Raw genomic sequence first — 14,235 nt, 5'->3', positions numbered from 1 at the left:
TTACTGCGTCAGGATTTCCTTTTCCTTGGCCTCGGTCGCCTTGTCGACATCCGCGACATACTGATCGGTCAGTTTCTGAACCTCGTCCTCAAGGCGCTTGCGCTCGTCCTCGGAGATTTCCTTCTTCTTCTCGTCGTCCTTGAGCGCTTCGTTGGCATCGCGGCGCACGTTGCGAATCGCAATCTTGGCCTGCTCACCATAGTTTCCGGCCAGCTTGGCCAGTTCCTTGCGCCGTTCCTCGTTGAGATCGGGGAGCGGCAGGCGGATCGTCTGCCCGTCGCTCATCGGGTTGAGGCCGAGATTGGCCTTGGTGATGCCCTTCTCGACGGCGCTGACGTTCGACTTGTCCCACACCTGCACGCTGAGCATACGCGGCTCGGGCGCCGAAACCGTGGCGACCTGGCTGAGCGGCATCATCGAACCGTAAACCTCGACCACGACCGGATCGAGCAATGCAGTGTTCGCGCGCCCCGTCCGCAGGCCACCAAGGTCGCCCTTGAGGCTCTCTACTGCGCCCGCCATGCGGCGTTCCACGTCAGCCTTGTCGTACTTTGCCATGATAAGTTCCTGAAATTCGTTATGTCTGTGTCAGTCCTTGCGGACAATCGTCTGCACACCCTCACCCGCCAGAACGCGCGCCACGTTGCCCTTCTCGCGGATCGAGAACACCACGATCGGGATGTCGTTCTCGCGACACAGCGCCACTGCCGCTGCATCCATAACCTTGAGATTGGCCGAAAGCACCTGCGAATACGAGATAGTTTCGAAGCGGACCGCATCGTCGGCCTTTTTCGGGTCCTTATCGTAGACCCCGTCGACGCTGGTGCCCTTGAGCAGCGCGTCGCAATTCATCTCCGCCGCGCGCAGCGCCGCGCCGGTGTCGGTGGTGAAGAACGGGTTGCCGGTGCCTGCCGCGAAGATCACGATCCGCCCCTTCTCCAGATGCCGCTCGGCGCGGCGGCGGATATAGGGCTCGCACACGGCGGGCATGGGAATGGCGCTCTGCACGCGGGTTTCGACGCCCGCATTCTCCAGCGCATTCTGCATCGCCAGCGCGTTCATGACGGTCGCCATCATGCCCATGTAGTCGGCGGTGGTGCGATCGAGCCCCTTGGCTGCACCCGAAATTCCGCGAAAGATGTTGCCGCCACCGATCACGAGGCAGATTTCCAGCCCGGTTGCATGGGCCGCCTTCACCTCTTCGGCAAGGCTGGCGACGAATTCCGCGTCAATGCCGAATTCCTGCTCGCCCATCAGCACCTCGCCCGAAAGTTTGAGCAGGATGCGTTTGGTGTCGGGCAGGAGCATGGGAGCAGATTCCTCGGGCGTGAAGCGGGTGTTGCGCGCTCTTAGAGGGCGGCGGCGCACGTGCCAAGGGGCGCGGCGATATATGGGCCGACTTGCAATGAACCCCATCCCCCGCCAACATCCGCCAATGGCCCGATTTCTCGCTTTTTCGGCGCGCCACTGGCGCAAAGCGGTGGTGGCGTTCACGCTGATCGCCGCCGCAGTGGCGGGTAAGGCATGGTATGACACCATGCGCGATCCGGTCGTGCATCTTGCCAGCGTCAGGCTTGATGGCATGAAGCCCGGCACCGGGCCAATTTCGGCGGCTGTAATTTCCGACGTTCACATTGCCGGACCTGACATGCCCCCGAAGCGGCTCAAGCGTATCGTCGCGCAGATCAACGCGCTTTCGCCAGATATCGTGCTGATCGCAGGCGACCTGGTCAGCGAGAAGGCTCTGGCCACCCACCTTTACACGGCTGAGGAAATTGTCGCCCCGCTTGGAGGATTGCGCGCGCCGCTAGGGGTGGTGGTCGTTCCAGGCAACCATGATCACTGGTTCGGCTGGGACAGCCTGAAAACGCAACTGGCGGCAAACCACGTCACTGTCCTGCAAAACGAAGCCGTGCAGATCGGCCCGCTTGCGATCGGGGGCGTCGATGACGCCTACACCGGACATGACGATGTGCCCGTGGTGTTGGCGGCGATCGAGCGCCTGGCGGGCGGTCGCCTGTTGCTGACCCACAGCCCGGACATAGCCCCGCAAGTGCCTGCCGAAGTCTCGCTGGTCGTCGCCGGGCACACCCATTGCGGGCAGATTCGCTTCCCCCTTGTCGGCGCCGTCTCCCACATGTCGCGCTATGGTGACCGCTATGGCTGCGGCAAGGTCGTCGAGGGTGGGCGGACGACCATCGTCGGCGCAGGTCTTGGCACAAGCGTTTTGCCGGTGAGGTTCGGCACGCGGCCCGAAATCTGGCTTCTCACCTTGGCAGCATCGCGATAGCAAAACGGCCGCCGGAGCATCCCCCGGCGGCCGTCTTTAAGTCTGCAATGATCGAAAGGATCAGCCGGCCACAGCCGCGGCCACTTCCGCCGCGAAGTCGGTTTCTTCCTTTTCGATGCCTTCGCCGAGCTGGAAGCGGACATAGTCCTTCAGCACGATCGACGTGCCAGCTTCCTTGCCTGCCTTGGCCACAACGTCGGCGATCGGGGTCTTGTTGTCCATCACGAAGATCTGGCTAAGGAGAGCGTTCTCCTTGGCGTACTTCTTGACGGCACCATCGACCATCTTTTCCTGCACCTCGGCAGGCTTGCCGCTCTCGGCAGCCTTCTCCGCAGCGATCTTGCGCTCGCGCTCGATCACGTCGGCATCGAGGCCGTCAGCGTCCAGCGCCTGCGGGAAGGCTGCGGCGATGTGCATCGCGATCTGCTTGCCGAGCGGCTCGAGCACGTCGGCACCGGCCTCGCTCTCAAGCGCGACCAGCACACCGATCTTGCCGAGGTTCGGCGCGGCGGCATTGTGCATGTATGGCACGATCAGACCGTTCGACACGGCCACGCTCTTCATGCGGCGAACCTGCTGGTTCTCGCCGATGGTGGCGACATTGTTGGTCAGCTTGTCGGCCACGGTGCCGCCATCGGGATAGGTCGCAGCCTTGAGCGCTTCCACATCGTCGCTTTCGACGCCGAGAGCTACCTCGGTAGTCTTGCGCACGAAGTCCTGGAACTGCTCGTTCTTGGCAACGAAGTCGGTCTCCGAGTTCACCTCGACGGCCACGCCCTTGGTGCCTTCGACAGTCACGCCGACAAGGCCCTCGGCCGCGGTGCGGCTGGACTTCTTCTGCACGGCAGCAAGGCCCTTGGCGCGCAGCGCGTCAACCGCAGCTTCGATGTCGCCGTTGGTTTCTTCGAGCGCCTTCTTGGCGTCCATCATGCCTGCGCCGGTCTTTTCGCGGAGCGCCTTCACGTCGCTTGCGGTAAATGCAGCCATTGTTTTCTTCCTTTATTCTGTTCCGGTGGCGCCGGACCTGTGATGGCCGGCGCCTTGGAGTGCCTGTGTGACATGCCGCTTACATTGAGCGGCTTGCGCCCAGATCAGGCGTCGGCAGCGGCCTGGGCAGCCGGAGCTTCGGCGACGGCGGCCTCTTCCGGCGGGACGTCCATGGCACCGATGTCGGCACCCGAATCGGCCACACCTTCACCGCGACCGCTCGACGCGGCAGCAGCCACGGCCTCACAGTAGAGGCGCACGGCGCGGCTGGCGTCGTCGTTGCCGGGAATCGGGAAGGCGATGCCCGAAGGATTGACGTTGGTGTCGAGCACCGCGACGACCGGAATGCCGAGCACGTTAGCTTCCTTGATCGCGAGATCTTCCTTGTTGGCGTCGATCACGAACATAACGTCCGGCACGCCGCCCATGTCGCGGATACCGCCGAGCGACAGCTCGAGCTTGTCGCGCTCACGGGTGAGGTTGAGGATTTCCTTCTTGGTCAGGCCGGCGGTGTCTCCGCCGAGCATTTCTTCCAGCGTCTTGAGACGACGGATGGAGCCCGAGATGGTCTTCCAGTTGGTGAGCATGCCGCCCAGCCAGCGGTGGTTGACGAAGTGCTGGCCGCACGAACGCGCCGTCTGGGCGATCGGCTCGGCCGCCTGGCGCTTGGTGCCGACAAACAGCACCTTGCCGCCCGCACGGGTGGTCGACTGAATGAAGTCAAGCGCGCGTGCCATCAGCGGCACGGTCTGCGACAGGTCGATAATGTGAACACCGTTGCGGGCGCCGAAGATATACGGCTTCATCCGCGGGTTCCAGCGGTGGGTCTGGTGGCCGAAGTGTGCGCCGGCCTCGATCAATTGCTGCATCGTGACGGTAGGAGCCGCCATAGGTAAATTCCTTTCCGGTTAAGCCTCTGGATAGCGGGGAACCGGACCCGGCAAGAGCCGGATGCGGCACCGGTGATGTGTGCCATCCATGTGGATTTGCTGAAAAACGCCCATGCAAGGGAATCGCATAGCCCGCTTCAACGCGGCGGCCTTTAGCGGACGTGCACCAAATAATCCAGCCCAAACTGCGCGCGCCCCGTAGCGAACACCGGAACTCGGCCGATCTTCGTATTTGTTCCAGAACGGACGAAAAACGACTTGACGCAACGGAACAAAAATAGAACAGAGGGGCCATTGAGAACATTGCCGGAACACCCGGCGGTTTGCAATAAGGAAGCTTACGATGATCCTTGCTGTCGCTCTCTCGTTATTTTTCGGTGCCGTCGCCGGATTGTCGCTACTCGTGTGCTATCGCTCCGGCGCCGAGGGCCTCGCGCAATGGCGCAGTATCCGCGCCGAACTTTCGTTTATCGATCGGGCCGCTCGGCCAGGGATTGCTCCACTTCATCCACGCCCAGCGGCTTTCGCACAGGGGGCTTGGCGGCTTCGTCGCGAGCGCGTCTGACCCTTGAATAGCGCATGATGCCAAGCGGCATCAGCGCGAGGTAAACCACGCAGATAAACGCCAGCGTCCACCATGGCTCGCTCAGCAGCGCGGCGAACAGCAGACCCGAAAGAGCAATCGCCGGCAGCCTTACGTCGGTAGACGGGCGCAGCGATTTCCAGCTCAAGGTGGCGATGTTGCTGATCATCAGCACCGCTATCGCCAGCGCCCATACACCCACCAATATCGGCTCGCGGAAGATCGCCAGACCGCTGCTCAGCCACAGATAGAGCGGCAGGAAGACGAGCCCCGCCCCTACCGGCGCCGGAACCCCAGTCAGGAAGCCGGCAGACTTATGCGGCTGCTCGTCAACATCGATCTGCGCGTTGAAACGGGCGAGCCGCAGGGCGCAGCAGATGGCGAAGGCGAGCGCTGCGAACCACCCCAACCGGGGCAAATCCTGCAACGACCACAGGAATAGCACCAGCGCTGGCGCCATGCCGAAGCTCAGCGAATCGGCAAGGCTGTCCAGCTCGGCACCAAAGCGCGACTGCGCTTTCAGGAGCCGCGCGATACGGCCATCGATCCCGTCGAGCATTCCGGCGAGGATGATGGCGAACATGGTCTTTTCCCACTCGCCCTCGATGGCAAACCGGATCCCGGTCAGCCCGGAACACAGCGCCGCTGCCGTAATCGCATTGGGCAGCACCGCGCGCATCGACAGCCCGCGTGGGGCCAGCGAGCGCTGAGTCGATTCGTCCTCGCTTGCCTTGGGGCCGAGCCAGGCCGGGCCATGCGGCACCGGTCGCTCTTCAAGCGGCAGTTCGTTGCGGTCGAGATCTTCGTCGCTCATTCTCGCCCCCTACTGCGTCACGCCTTCGATCAGCGCTGCCGCCCCGACCTCGGCCAAAACCGTTTCGCCCGCGATCATCCGCTGGCCGGGAAGCACCTTGGGGTCAGTCCCGGCGGGCAGATAGACATCGACGCGGCTGCCGAACCGGATCAGACCGACGCGCTGCCCTGCCGCAACGATGTCGCCAGGCTTCACAAAGGGCACGATTCGTCGTGCCACCAAACCGGCGATCTGCGTAAAGCCCACGGGCGAGCCGTCGGCCTTTTCGATGAGGATATGCTGGCGCTCATTCTCTTCGCTGGCCTTGTCGAGGTCGGCGTTGAGGAAGCGGCCTGGCACGTAGACGATCCGGCGGATTGTTCCGGCCACGGGCGCACGGTTGATGTGGACGTCGAACACCGACATGAAGATCGAAATGCGCGTGACCGGTTCGCTGCCGAGGCCGGGGCGCCCCTGCTCGTCAGCTCCCTGCAGTTCGGGCGGCGGTGGAACCTGCGTAATCAGCGAGACCATGCCATCGGCCGGTGCCACGATTAGCCGGTCTCCCTGCGGCACCACACGTTCGGGATCGCGGAAAAAGGCGAACACACCGCCGGTCAGCGCCAGCAGCGGCCAGCCGAGATATTCCCAATCAATCAGGAACAGCACGATCAGTGCGATAGCCAGAGCCAGCAGCCCGAAGCGGCGCCCCTCGGGATGGACGGGCGGAAAGCTCCACTCGCCAATACCGCGCCCGCGATTGTCTTTCAGTTCACCTGCCATCGGAACAATTTAGTAAATGCAGCGTGAGCCTACAAGCGCAGCCGCAGGCTTATGCGCGGGTTTGCCGAGCCTGAACGCGGCTGGGGGTCGCATCGGTGGGTGGCGGCGGTGGTGGACAGGGCTGGATTCGAACCAGCGTACGCTTGCGCGGGCAGATTTACAGTCTGCTGCCTTTAACCACTCGGCCACCTGTCCACACAGATGCCGGATGCAGGCCATATAACCTGCTGCGAAAGTGGCCCCGAAAACAGGGCCGCTCCGGCCGAGAGGCGCCCCTTTGGCGAAGCGCCGCTTGCCTGTCAATGGTCGCGCTGGCACTAGGCGCGCGAAAGTAGGACACGAAATGGCAAAACAGTCGGAAAAACGAAATCTGCGCGGCCGCGCCGGGCGCATGAAAGGCGGACGCGGCTCGGGCCGCGCTGGTAAGGGCGCCGTGCGGCTATGGGGCCGCCATGCGGTCGAGGCCGCGCTCCTCAATCCCGCTCGCCAGCACCGCAAGCTCTGGGCCACCCATGAAGGCGTCGAGAGCCTGGGCGGCGACCTGCCGTCCGGTTTTCCCCTGGAATATGCCGGACCGGAAGACCTCGCCCGCCTCGTCGCGCGCGATGCGCCGCACCAGGGGCTGGTGCTCGAATGCGAACCGCTTGAAGATCTGCACCTTAACGACGTGCTCGATAGCGACGACAACCGGCCGATTCTCCTGCTTGATCAGGTGACCGATCCGCACAATGTCGGCGCGATTCTCCGCTCGGCGGCGGCCTTCGATGCAGCTGCCATCGTTACGCAGGATCGCCATGCCCCGCCCGAAGGCGGCGTGCTGGCAAAGTCTGCCTCCGGCGCGCTGGAAAAGGTGCCATGGGTCCGGGTGGTAAACCTGTCGCGCGCGCTCGAGGAGATTGCCGAGGCCGGATACTGGCGCATCGGCATGACCGGTGAGGCCGAGGCAACGCTTGCCGAAGCCCTTCCCACCGGGCCGGTTGCGCTGGTGCTGGGAGCTGAAGGCGAAGGCATGCGCGCCAATGTCGAAAGCCATTGCGACGCGCTGGCCAAGCTGCCGATCAGCGAGGCAATGGAGAGCCTCAACGTCTCCAACGCCGCAGCCATCGCCCTCTACGCCATAGCGACGCGCACGGCGGGCTGACCGCCCAAGGGCAAAGAAAAAGCCGTCCCGCAAGGGACGGCTCATCTTGCCGGCCGCAAAGACCGGACGCAGGTTGGACCGGCTTAGTTGACCGCATCCTTGAGGCCTTTGCCAGCCTTGAACTTGGGCTGGGTCGAAGCCTTGATCGTCATCGGTTCGCCAGTGCGCGGATTGCGACCCGTGGAAGCCTTGCGCTTTGCAACCGAGAAGGTGCCAAAGCCAACAAGGCGAACTTCGTCACCTTTCGACAGGGCACCTGTGATGGTGTCAAACACACCTTCGACAGCCTTGGTAGCATCACTCCGCGACAGGCCGCTGACGTCAGCAACGGCACCGATCAATTCGTTCTTGTTCATCTCGTTGGAAACCCCTCGTTCCAGTGTCCTAGCGGCAAGCCAAGAAGCGGATACAGACTCGCCGCGCTGGCGCAGCAAGAGAGCGACTTTTGCCCCCAGTGTCAAAGGCAAAGCCACTCCAACAGGCGTAATTCTGCGGTAAATTCAAGGTTTAGATAGTTTGGCCACCCATTAATTACCGAACCAACCGGCCACCCGATGAAACTGCGGCATGATATCTGAACGATTCGCTGCGGCGCAACGCGGGTGTTGCGCCGCAGCAGCAGCAGCTCAATGGGCGGTTGGCGGAAGCGGAGTGTCGCCGCCGTTGGCAGGCTGGCTCGCCAGATCGTCGGCCTCGGTCCATTCGATCGGAGCGGGAATCGCGCTCAAGGCATGTTCGAGAACCTGATCGACATGGCTGACCGGAACGATCTCGAGACCTTCCTTCACATTGTCCGGAATCTCGGCGAGATCTTTCTCGTTCTCCTCGGGGATCAGGACTTTCTTGATCCCGCCGCGCAGCGCCGCCAGCAGCTTCTCCTTCAACCCGCCAATCGGCAGCACCCGGCCCCGCAGCGTGACCTCGCCGGTCATCGCCACCTCGGGCCGCACGGTGATACCGGTGAGGGTCGAGACGATCGAGGTGACCATGCCGATGCCCGCACTCGGCCCATCCTTGGGCACCGCGCCTTCGGGCAGGTGGATATGGATGTTCTTGCGCGCGAAAACGCTGGGCTTGATCCCATAGGCAGGTGCCCTCGCCTTCACGAAACTGAAGGCCGCCGCGACGCTCTCGTTCATCACGTCGCCGAGCTTACCGGTCGTTTTCACCTCGCCCTTGCCCGGTGTGGTGACGCTCTCGATGGTTAGCAACTCGCCGCCGACCGAAGTCCAGGCGAGGCCCGTCACCGCGCCGACCTGCGCCTCGTCTTCCGACACGCCATGCTTGAAGCGGCGCACGCCGGAGAAATCGGCGAGGTTTTCGGGTGTGATGGTCACGCTCTTGGTCTTGCCTTCGAGAATCTGTCGCAGCGCCTTGCGGCACAGCTTGGCGATCTCGCGTTCAAGCGTACGCACCCCGGCCTCACGGGTGTAATAACGGATCAGGTCGCGCAGCCCCTCTTCGGTGAGCGTGAACTCACCCTTCTTGAGCCCATGCGCCTTGATCTGCTTCGACACCAGATGCCGGGTCGCGATCTCGACCTTCTCGTCTTCGGTGTAGCCCTCGAGGCGGATGATCTCCATCCGGTCAAGCAGAGGCTGCGGCAGGTTTAGCGAGTTCGCCGTGCAGACGAACATGACGCCCGACAGGTCGATGTCGAGTTCGAGATAGTGATCCTGGAACTTGGCGTTCTGTTCGGGATCGAGCACCTCCAACAACGCCGAAGCCGGATCGCCGCGGAAGTCCTGTCCCAGCTTGTCGATCTCGTCGAGCAGGAACAGCGGATTGCTGGTGCCGGCCTTCTTGAGGTTCGACACGATCTTGCCCGGCATCGAGCCGATATAGGTGCGCCGGTGGCCACGAATCTCGGCCTCGTCGCGCACACCGCCGAGCGACTGGCGAATGAACTCGCGCCCCGTCGCCTTGGCGATCGATTTGCCGAGGCTGGTCTTGCCGACGCCGGGAGGGCCGACGAGGCACAGGATCGGACCTTTAAGCTTGTTGGTGCGCGCCTGCACTGCGAGATACTCGACGATCCGGTCCTTCACCTTGTCGAGCGCATAGTGATCGGCATCGAGCACCTCCTGCGCCTTGGCGAGATCCTTCTTCAGGCGGCTCTTCTTGCCCCACGGCAGGCCGAGCAGCACATCGAGATAGTTGCGCACGACGGTCGCCTCGGCGCTCATCGGCTGCATCGACTTGAGCTTCTTGAGTTCCGCTTCGGCCTTGGCCTTGGCTTCTTTCGACAGCTTGGTCTCGCCGATCTGCTTGGTGAGTTCGGCGATCTCGTCGCCCTCCTCGCCCTCGCCGCCGCCCAGCTCGCTCTGGATCGCCTTCAATTGCTCGTTGAGATAGTATTCGCGCTGGGTCTTCTCCATCTGCCGCTTCACGCGGCCACGGATCTTGCGTTCGACCTGGAGGACCGAAAGCTCACCCTCCATCACCGAGAAAACCATCTCCAGCCGCTTCAGGACATCGGCCTCGGCCAGCAACTGCTGCTTGCTATCGACCTTGGCGGCAAGGCTGGCGGCAATGGCATCGGCCAGCGCCCCTGCATCCTCGATGTCGCGCAGCTCGCCCTCGATCTCGTCGCTGAGCTTCTTGTTGTGGCGGGCATATTCGGCAAACTGGTCAAGCGCCGAGCGCATCATCGCCGAGACTTCGTTGCCCGAGGCGGTCTGTTCCTCGATCAGCGCGGTCTGGGCCATTACGAAGCCCTCGCTTTCGCGCATGTCTAGCATCTTGGCGCGCGCCTGCCCTTCGACCAGCACGCGCACGGTGCCATCGGGCAGTTTGAGCATCTGCTGAACCTGCGCGATCACGCCGACGTGATAGAGATCGTCGGCCTCGGGATCGTCGCAGTTGGGATCGAGCTGGGCGACCAGCAGAATATCCTGATCGCCAGCCATCGCCGCTTCAAGCGCGGCAACCGACTTGTCGCGGCCCACGAACAGGGGCACGACCATGCCGGGAAACACGACAATGTCGCGTAAGGGAAGAAGGGGAAATGCGGTCATAAATAGGTATCCGAAAGCTCGTTTACTCAAGGATATGGGGACGACCGCCCGCCCCTGCAATGCGATAAAAGGCCGGGGCTGTGGACGGAGCCAACAGCCACCGGCCAGTCGGCTTAGCCCATGCCGGGAAGATTGAAACCGGGCGGCAGGCCCAGGCCGGACTGCATTTCCTGCATCTGCTCGTTAGCGGCGCGGTCGGCCTTGTCGCGCGCATCGTTGAAGGCGGCCGCGACGAGGTCTTCCAGCATCTGCTTCTCGTCCGGCACAATCAGGCTGTCGTCGATGGCGACGCCGATAATGCGCCCACGCGCACTGGCACGGACCTTTACCAGACCGCCGCCAGAATTGCCCTCGACCTCGATATTGTCGAGCTTCACCTGCGCGTCGCTCATCTGCTGCTGGATCTTCTGCGCCGCTTCCTGCGCGGCCTTCATCATTTCTTCCATGCTCTGCATTTGTCTGTCCTCGTTCTAGCCGCGCTGGCTCCACTGCTGGTGGCCGCGCGGCGCTTCTGTATCCTCGACGAATTCGGCCTCGGGAAAGGCCTCGAGAGTGGCCCGGACCAGCGGATGAGCCCGCACCCGCGCTTGCTCCGCAGCCGCTTCGGCCTCGGCCTGCTCGGTGAGCGAGGGCGCACCCTGCCCCTCCCCGCGTTCGACCCGCCAGCTTGCGCCGGTGGCTTTCACCAGCGCCTCGCGAATCTCGCGCGAGGGATCGTCGCTGATGCCGTCTGCGAGTTGGTAGATAAGTTCGCCCGGGGCAAGGCTGATCACCCGCACCCAGTCGCGCATGGTGGCTGCCGCGATCAGCGCGCCACTGGCATCGACCCGGTCGACCAGCTCGGACCATTCGATCCCGGCCGCTTGTGCCGAAGCGACCGGAGCTGCGGCTGCCCCCCCTGCCGGCGCGCCCGCAGACGGCGAGCCAACGCCCGAGCCGCTTGCGGCCATATCCTGCAATTGCCGGGCAAGCTTGCCCGGATCGGGCATGTCGGCAGCATGGAGCACGCGCAGCAAGGCCATCTGCGCCGCCACCAGCGGATCGGGCGCGCGGGCCACTTCCTCGTGTCCCTTGAGCAGCAACTGCCACAAACGGTGGACCTGCCCCGGCGACAAGCGCCCGGCCCAGTCGCTCACCGCTTCGCGCTCATCAGCGATCGGCGCATCGCTTTCACCGCCTGCGACCTGCGCCAGCGCGATCTTGTGCGTAAACTCCATCAAGGAGCGGATCAGCGCCAAAGGCTCGACCCCGAGCGCATACTGTCCGTCGACCGCCGAAAGCATCTCGGGCGCTTCGCCTTTCAGCAGGTGCTCGAACAGCCGCCGCCGCGCGCCGCGATCGGCAAGGCCGAGCATCGACTGAACCTTGGCGGCAGTAACCTTGGTTTCGCCCTCGCCCGAATCCATATCGGCATGGGCAATGGCCTGATCGAGGATCGACAGACCGTCACGGACCGAACCCTCGGCAGCAGCGGCGACCAGCGCGATGGCCTCGTCCTCGGCTGTCACGCCTTCCAGCTCGCAGATGTGGGCGAAGTGGCTCGCCAGCAGCTCGGACGGAATGCGGCGCAGATCGAACCGCTGCGTGCGGCTCAGCACCGTTACCGGCAGCTTGTCGACTTCGGTGGTCGCGAACAGGAACTTCACATGCGCAGGCGGCTCTTCGAGCGTCTTCAGCAGCGCGTTGAAGGCATTGCGCGAGAGCATGTGAACTTCGTCGATGATGTAGATCTTATAGCGCGCCGATACGGCGGAATAGCGCACCGCCTCGATGATCTCGCGCACGTCGTCGACGCCGGTGTGGCTGGCGGCGTCCATCTCGATCACGTCGATATGGCGCCCCTCGGCGATGGCCTTGCACGGCTCGCAAACGCCGCACGGATTGATCGTCGGGCCGCCCTCGCCATCGGGGCCGACGCAGTTGAGTGCCTTGGCGATCAGCCGCGCGGTGCTGGTCTTGCCGACCCCGCGCACGCCGGTCATCAGGAAGGCATGAGCCAGCCGGTCGCGCGCGATGGCGTTGGAAAGCGTGCGCACCATCGGCTCCTGCCCGATCAGCTCGGAAAAGGTCTGCGGCCGATATTTGCGCGCTAGCACGCGATAGGGCTGATTCGCGGCCAGGGGAACTGGCGCAGGCGCGACCGGTGCGGGGGCAGCCTCCTCCGCCACACGAGCAGGCGCAGCAACAGGCTCCGAATCGCCGAACATGGCGTTCTGCCCGGCGGCTTCCAGCTCTGCCGCGCTTGGCTTGGCCTCGTCCTCTTCGCCCTGATCCCAAGGCGGCAGGCCAGAATTGTCCGGTGAATCGCTCATGCCCGCAATCTAGGCCGGAGCGGACGCGCTGTCGAACGATTGCACCAGCGCTGTGCCCGCATAATTCTCTGACTGAAGAGATAAGAGGAGCCGAGCGACCCGCCGCAAGACACTTGGGCTGCTTCCTTCCGGACCTGACCCGGTGAGCGAACGCAAACGTCCACCCGACTCCCGGCGCGCCATATGGCAACCTAACCGCGACAGTTCAAGCGCAAGATCACGCTCCGGGGCGAACAAGCTTCGCCGCGATAGCGCCAACCTCGGCCCCGAGCTTGTCGACAAAGGCTCCCGTCTCGCGCGGGCGGTCGAGCATGAAGGCCAGCGTGTACCAGCCCTCGCCATCGGGATCGAACACCGCGATATCGTTGATCTCCTCCGCGCCGGGTTCGGCACAAAAACCGGTCTTGTCGCCCACACGCCAGCCTTCGGGCATTCCTGCGCGCAAGCGGTGAAGCCCGGTCACACTCGCCGCCAGCCACCCGGCAAGCTGATCGCGTTGGGCGTCGCCGAGGACCGCATCATCGTGCATGACCTTGCGATAGGTTTCGGCAAAGGCCAGCGGAGCGGTGGTGTCGCGCGGATCGCCCGCGGCGTTTTCGTTGAGTTCGAGTTCGCGCCGGTCAAGCCGGGTCACATCGTCGCCAAGGCTGCGAATCCACTGTGTGAGCCCGCTCGGGCCACCTACCTGATCGAGCAGCAGGTTGGCCGCAGCATTATCGCTCACAGTCACGATATGCTCGGCCGCCTCGCCGACCGTCATCCACCCTTCGTCCAGCCGCGAGCGGGTGAACGGCGCATGGCCTTCCACCGCCGCCGGATCGATCGTCAGCCGGTCGTCAAGCTGCAACCCGTTCGGGTCTGAGAGGATACGCGCGGCCAGCAGCGTCTTGAACGTCGAGCACATGGCGAACCGCTCGTCGCCGCGATGCGAGAGCAGCACGTGCCCTTCGGGATCGACCAGCGCAACGCCAAGCCGACCGCCACTGCGCTCCTCGATATCGATGATTCGGGCGGTTGCCGCCTCGATTGCCGCGCCAGAGGGCGCGCTAGCCTCGGTCGACTGGCTCTGCACATCGCTCGCAGGCGCAGCACATCCACCCGCCGCGATCAGCGCGGCGAGAATACCGTAATTCCAGATTTTCACTTGTGGTCAGACTCTTACTTGAAGTTGTCGGCGTAGGCCTGAATCTTCAGCGCGCGCGGCGGGGTCTTGTGGACGATGACGTCGATGCCGTGCTTGCTGGCATAGGCCTGCGCGGCCTCGCAGCTTTCGAACTTCAGCTGCACCTGCTGCTGGGTGTCGCCGCTCCCGGCCCAGCCCATCAAAGGATCAGGCTTCTTGGCTTCGGCGGGCACGAAATCGAGCACCCACTGATCGGTGCGGGCCTTGCCGGACTGCATGGCGTTCTTCGGACGCTGGTAGATACGGGCTTGCATGA

Annotated in this window: 14 protein-coding genes, 1 tRNA gene and 1 other RNA gene; 2 read left to right on the top strand and 14 right to left on the bottom strand. The window is 63.7% G+C overall.

Annotated elements, in window-relative coordinates:
- Together frr and pyrH are read right to left on the bottom strand one after the other, a co-directional pair.
- On the bottom strand, positions 1–558 hold the full coding sequence (gene frr / locus ABDJ38_RS03355; protein ID WP_346783648.1) for a ribosome recycling factor: 558 nt from the start codon (positions 556–558) through the stop codon (positions 1–3).
- Between the two features lie 30 nt (positions 559–588).
- Positions 589–1,308, bottom strand: a complete 720-nt coding sequence (gene pyrH, locus ABDJ38_RS03350; RefSeq protein WP_346783647.1) for a UMP kinase — start codon at positions 1,306–1,308, stop codon at positions 589–591.
- A gap of 127 nt (positions 1,309–1,435) precedes the next feature.
- Here pyrH and ABDJ38_RS03345 point away from each other — a divergent pair, with 127 nt between their 5' ends.
- Entirely contained in the window at positions 1,436–2,290 is an 855-nt protein-coding gene (locus tag ABDJ38_RS03345; RefSeq protein WP_346783646.1) for a metallophosphoesterase, read from the top strand.
- Positions 2,291–2,350: 60 nt separating this feature from the next.
- Here ABDJ38_RS03345 and tsf read toward each other — a convergent pair whose 3' ends face one another.
- The 5 genes from tsf to ABDJ38_RS03320 form a co-directional block, all read right to left on the bottom strand.
- Positions 2,351–3,277, bottom strand: coding sequence for a translation elongation factor Ts (tsf, locus tag ABDJ38_RS03340; protein WP_346783645.1), 927 nt, complete (start codon positions 3,275–3,277; stop codon positions 2,351–2,353).
- Positions 3,278–3,381: 104 nt separating this feature from the next.
- Complete coding sequence (gene rpsB, locus ABDJ38_RS03335; protein ID WP_346783644.1) at positions 3,382–4,167, bottom strand: 30S ribosomal protein S2; 786 nt, start codon at positions 4,165–4,167, stop codon at positions 3,382–3,384.
- Positions 4,168–4,634: 467 nt separating this feature from the next.
- Positions 4,635–5,429: a CDP-alcohol phosphatidyltransferase family protein gene (locus tag ABDJ38_RS03330; RefSeq protein ID WP_346783919.1), complete on the bottom strand. Its 795-nt coding sequence runs from the start codon at positions 5,427–5,429 to the stop codon at positions 4,635–4,637.
- 144 nt (positions 5,430–5,573) lie between these two features.
- Positions 5,574–6,326: a phosphatidylserine decarboxylase gene (locus tag ABDJ38_RS03325; protein ID WP_346783643.1), complete on the bottom strand. Its 753-nt coding sequence runs from the start codon at positions 6,324–6,326 to the stop codon at positions 5,574–5,576.
- A 109-nt stretch (positions 6,327–6,435) separates the two neighbouring features.
- Positions 6,436–6,521, bottom strand: a tRNA-Tyr gene (locus ABDJ38_RS03320).
- A gap of 148 nt (positions 6,522–6,669) precedes the next feature.
- Here ABDJ38_RS03320 and rlmB point away from each other — a divergent pair.
- Positions 6,670–7,467: a 23S rRNA (guanosine(2251)-2'-O)-methyltransferase RlmB gene (gene rlmB, locus ABDJ38_RS03315; RefSeq protein ID WP_346783642.1), complete on the top strand. Its 798-nt coding sequence runs from the start codon at positions 6,670–6,672 to the stop codon at positions 7,465–7,467.
- Between the two features lie 83 nt (positions 7,468–7,550).
- On the opposite strand, the gene ABDJ38_RS03310 is transcribed toward rlmB, so the two are convergent.
- The 7 genes from ABDJ38_RS03310 to ABDJ38_RS03280 form a co-directional block, all read right to left on the bottom strand.
- Positions 7,551–7,823, bottom strand: coding sequence for an HU family DNA-binding protein (locus ABDJ38_RS03310; protein ID WP_119592238.1), 273 nt, complete (start codon positions 7,821–7,823; stop codon positions 7,551–7,553).
- 270 nt (positions 7,824–8,093) lie between these two features.
- Entirely contained in the window at positions 8,094–10,484 is a 2,391-nt protein-coding gene (lon, locus tag ABDJ38_RS03305; protein WP_346783641.1) for an endopeptidase La, read from the bottom strand.
- A 113-nt stretch (positions 10,485–10,597) separates the two neighbouring features.
- The gene (locus tag ABDJ38_RS03300) at positions 10,598–10,939 is read right to left on the bottom strand and encodes a YbaB/EbfC family nucleoid-associated protein (RefSeq protein ID WP_137678955.1); all 342 of its coding nucleotides are present in this window, start codon (positions 10,937–10,939) and stop codon (positions 10,598–10,600) included.
- Between the two features lie 15 nt (positions 10,940–10,954).
- Positions 10,955–12,796: a DNA polymerase III subunit gamma/tau gene (locus ABDJ38_RS03295; protein ID WP_346783640.1), complete on the bottom strand. Its 1,842-nt coding sequence runs from the start codon at positions 12,794–12,796 to the stop codon at positions 10,955–10,957.
- Positions 12,797–12,876: 80 nt separating this feature from the next.
- An RNA gene (gene ffs, locus ABDJ38_RS03290) (signal recognition particle sRNA small type) lies at positions 12,877–12,971 on the bottom strand.
- Positions 12,972–13,013: 42 nt separating this feature from the next.
- Positions 13,014–13,940: a class A beta-lactamase gene (bla, locus tag ABDJ38_RS03285; RefSeq protein ID WP_346783639.1), complete on the bottom strand. Its 927-nt coding sequence runs from the start codon at positions 13,938–13,940 to the stop codon at positions 13,014–13,016.
- A 14-nt stretch (positions 13,941–13,954) separates the two neighbouring features.
- A complete protein-coding gene (locus ABDJ38_RS03280; RefSeq protein ID WP_346783638.1) occupies positions 13,955–14,233 on the bottom strand; it encodes an ETC complex I subunit in 279 nt (92 codons plus the stop codon).
- Positions 14,234–14,235 lie beyond the last annotated feature (2 nt).

Source organism: Aurantiacibacter flavus (assembly GCF_039710615.1).
In the GTDB taxonomy this organism is placed as follows: domain Bacteria; phylum Pseudomonadota; class Alphaproteobacteria; order Sphingomonadales; family Sphingomonadaceae; genus Alteraurantiacibacter; species Alteraurantiacibacter flavus.
This window is presented reverse-complemented; position numbering and strand designations above follow the sequence as displayed.

Excerpts from the sequence above, each read along its gene's own strand:
- ABDJ38_RS03295 (WP_346783640.1), bottom strand. The coding sequence starts at position 12,796 with ATGAGCGATTCACCGGACAATTCTGGCCTGCCGCCTTGGGATCAGGGC.
- lon (WP_346783641.1), bottom strand. The coding sequence starts at position 10,484 with ATGACCGCATTTCCCCTTCTTCCCTTACGCGACATTGTCGTGTTTCCC.
- frr (WP_346783648.1), bottom strand. The coding sequence starts at position 558 with ATGGCAAAGTACGACAAGGCTGACGTGGAACGCCGCATGGCGGGCGCA.
- rpsB (WP_346783644.1), bottom strand. The coding sequence starts at position 4,167 with ATGGCGGCTCCTACCGTCACGATGCAGCAATTGATCGAGGCCGGCGCA.
- ABDJ38_RS03325 (WP_346783643.1), bottom strand. The coding sequence starts at position 6,326 with ATGGCAGGTGAACTGAAAGACAATCGCGGGCGCGGTATTGGCGAGTGG.
- ABDJ38_RS03345 (WP_346783646.1), top strand. The coding sequence starts at position 1,436 with ATGGCCCGATTTCTCGCTTTTTCGGCGCGCCACTGGCGCAAAGCGGTG.
- ABDJ38_RS03310 (WP_119592238.1), bottom strand. The coding sequence starts at position 7,823 with ATGAACAAGAACGAATTGATCGGTGCCGTTGCTGACGTCAGCGGCCTG.
- rlmB (WP_346783642.1), top strand. The coding sequence starts at position 6,670 with ATGGCAAAACAGTCGGAAAAACGAAATCTGCGCGGCCGCGCCGGGCGC.
- ABDJ38_RS03300 (WP_137678955.1), bottom strand. The coding sequence starts at position 10,939 with ATGCAGAGCATGGAAGAAATGATGAAGGCCGCGCAGGAAGCGGCGCAG.
- pyrH (WP_346783647.1), bottom strand. The coding sequence starts at position 1,308 with ATGCTCCTGCCCGACACCAAACGCATCCTGCTCAAACTTTCGGGCGAG.
- tsf (WP_346783645.1), bottom strand. The coding sequence starts at position 3,277 with ATGGCTGCATTTACCGCAAGCGACGTGAAGGCGCTCCGCGAAAAGACC.
- ABDJ38_RS03330 (WP_346783919.1), bottom strand. The coding sequence starts at position 5,429 with ATGCGCGCGGTGCTGCCCAATGCGATTACGGCAGCGGCGCTGTGTTCC.
- ABDJ38_RS03280 (WP_346783638.1), bottom strand. The coding sequence starts at position 14,233 with ATGCAAGCCCGTATCTACCAGCGTCCGAAGAACGCCATGCAGTCCGGC.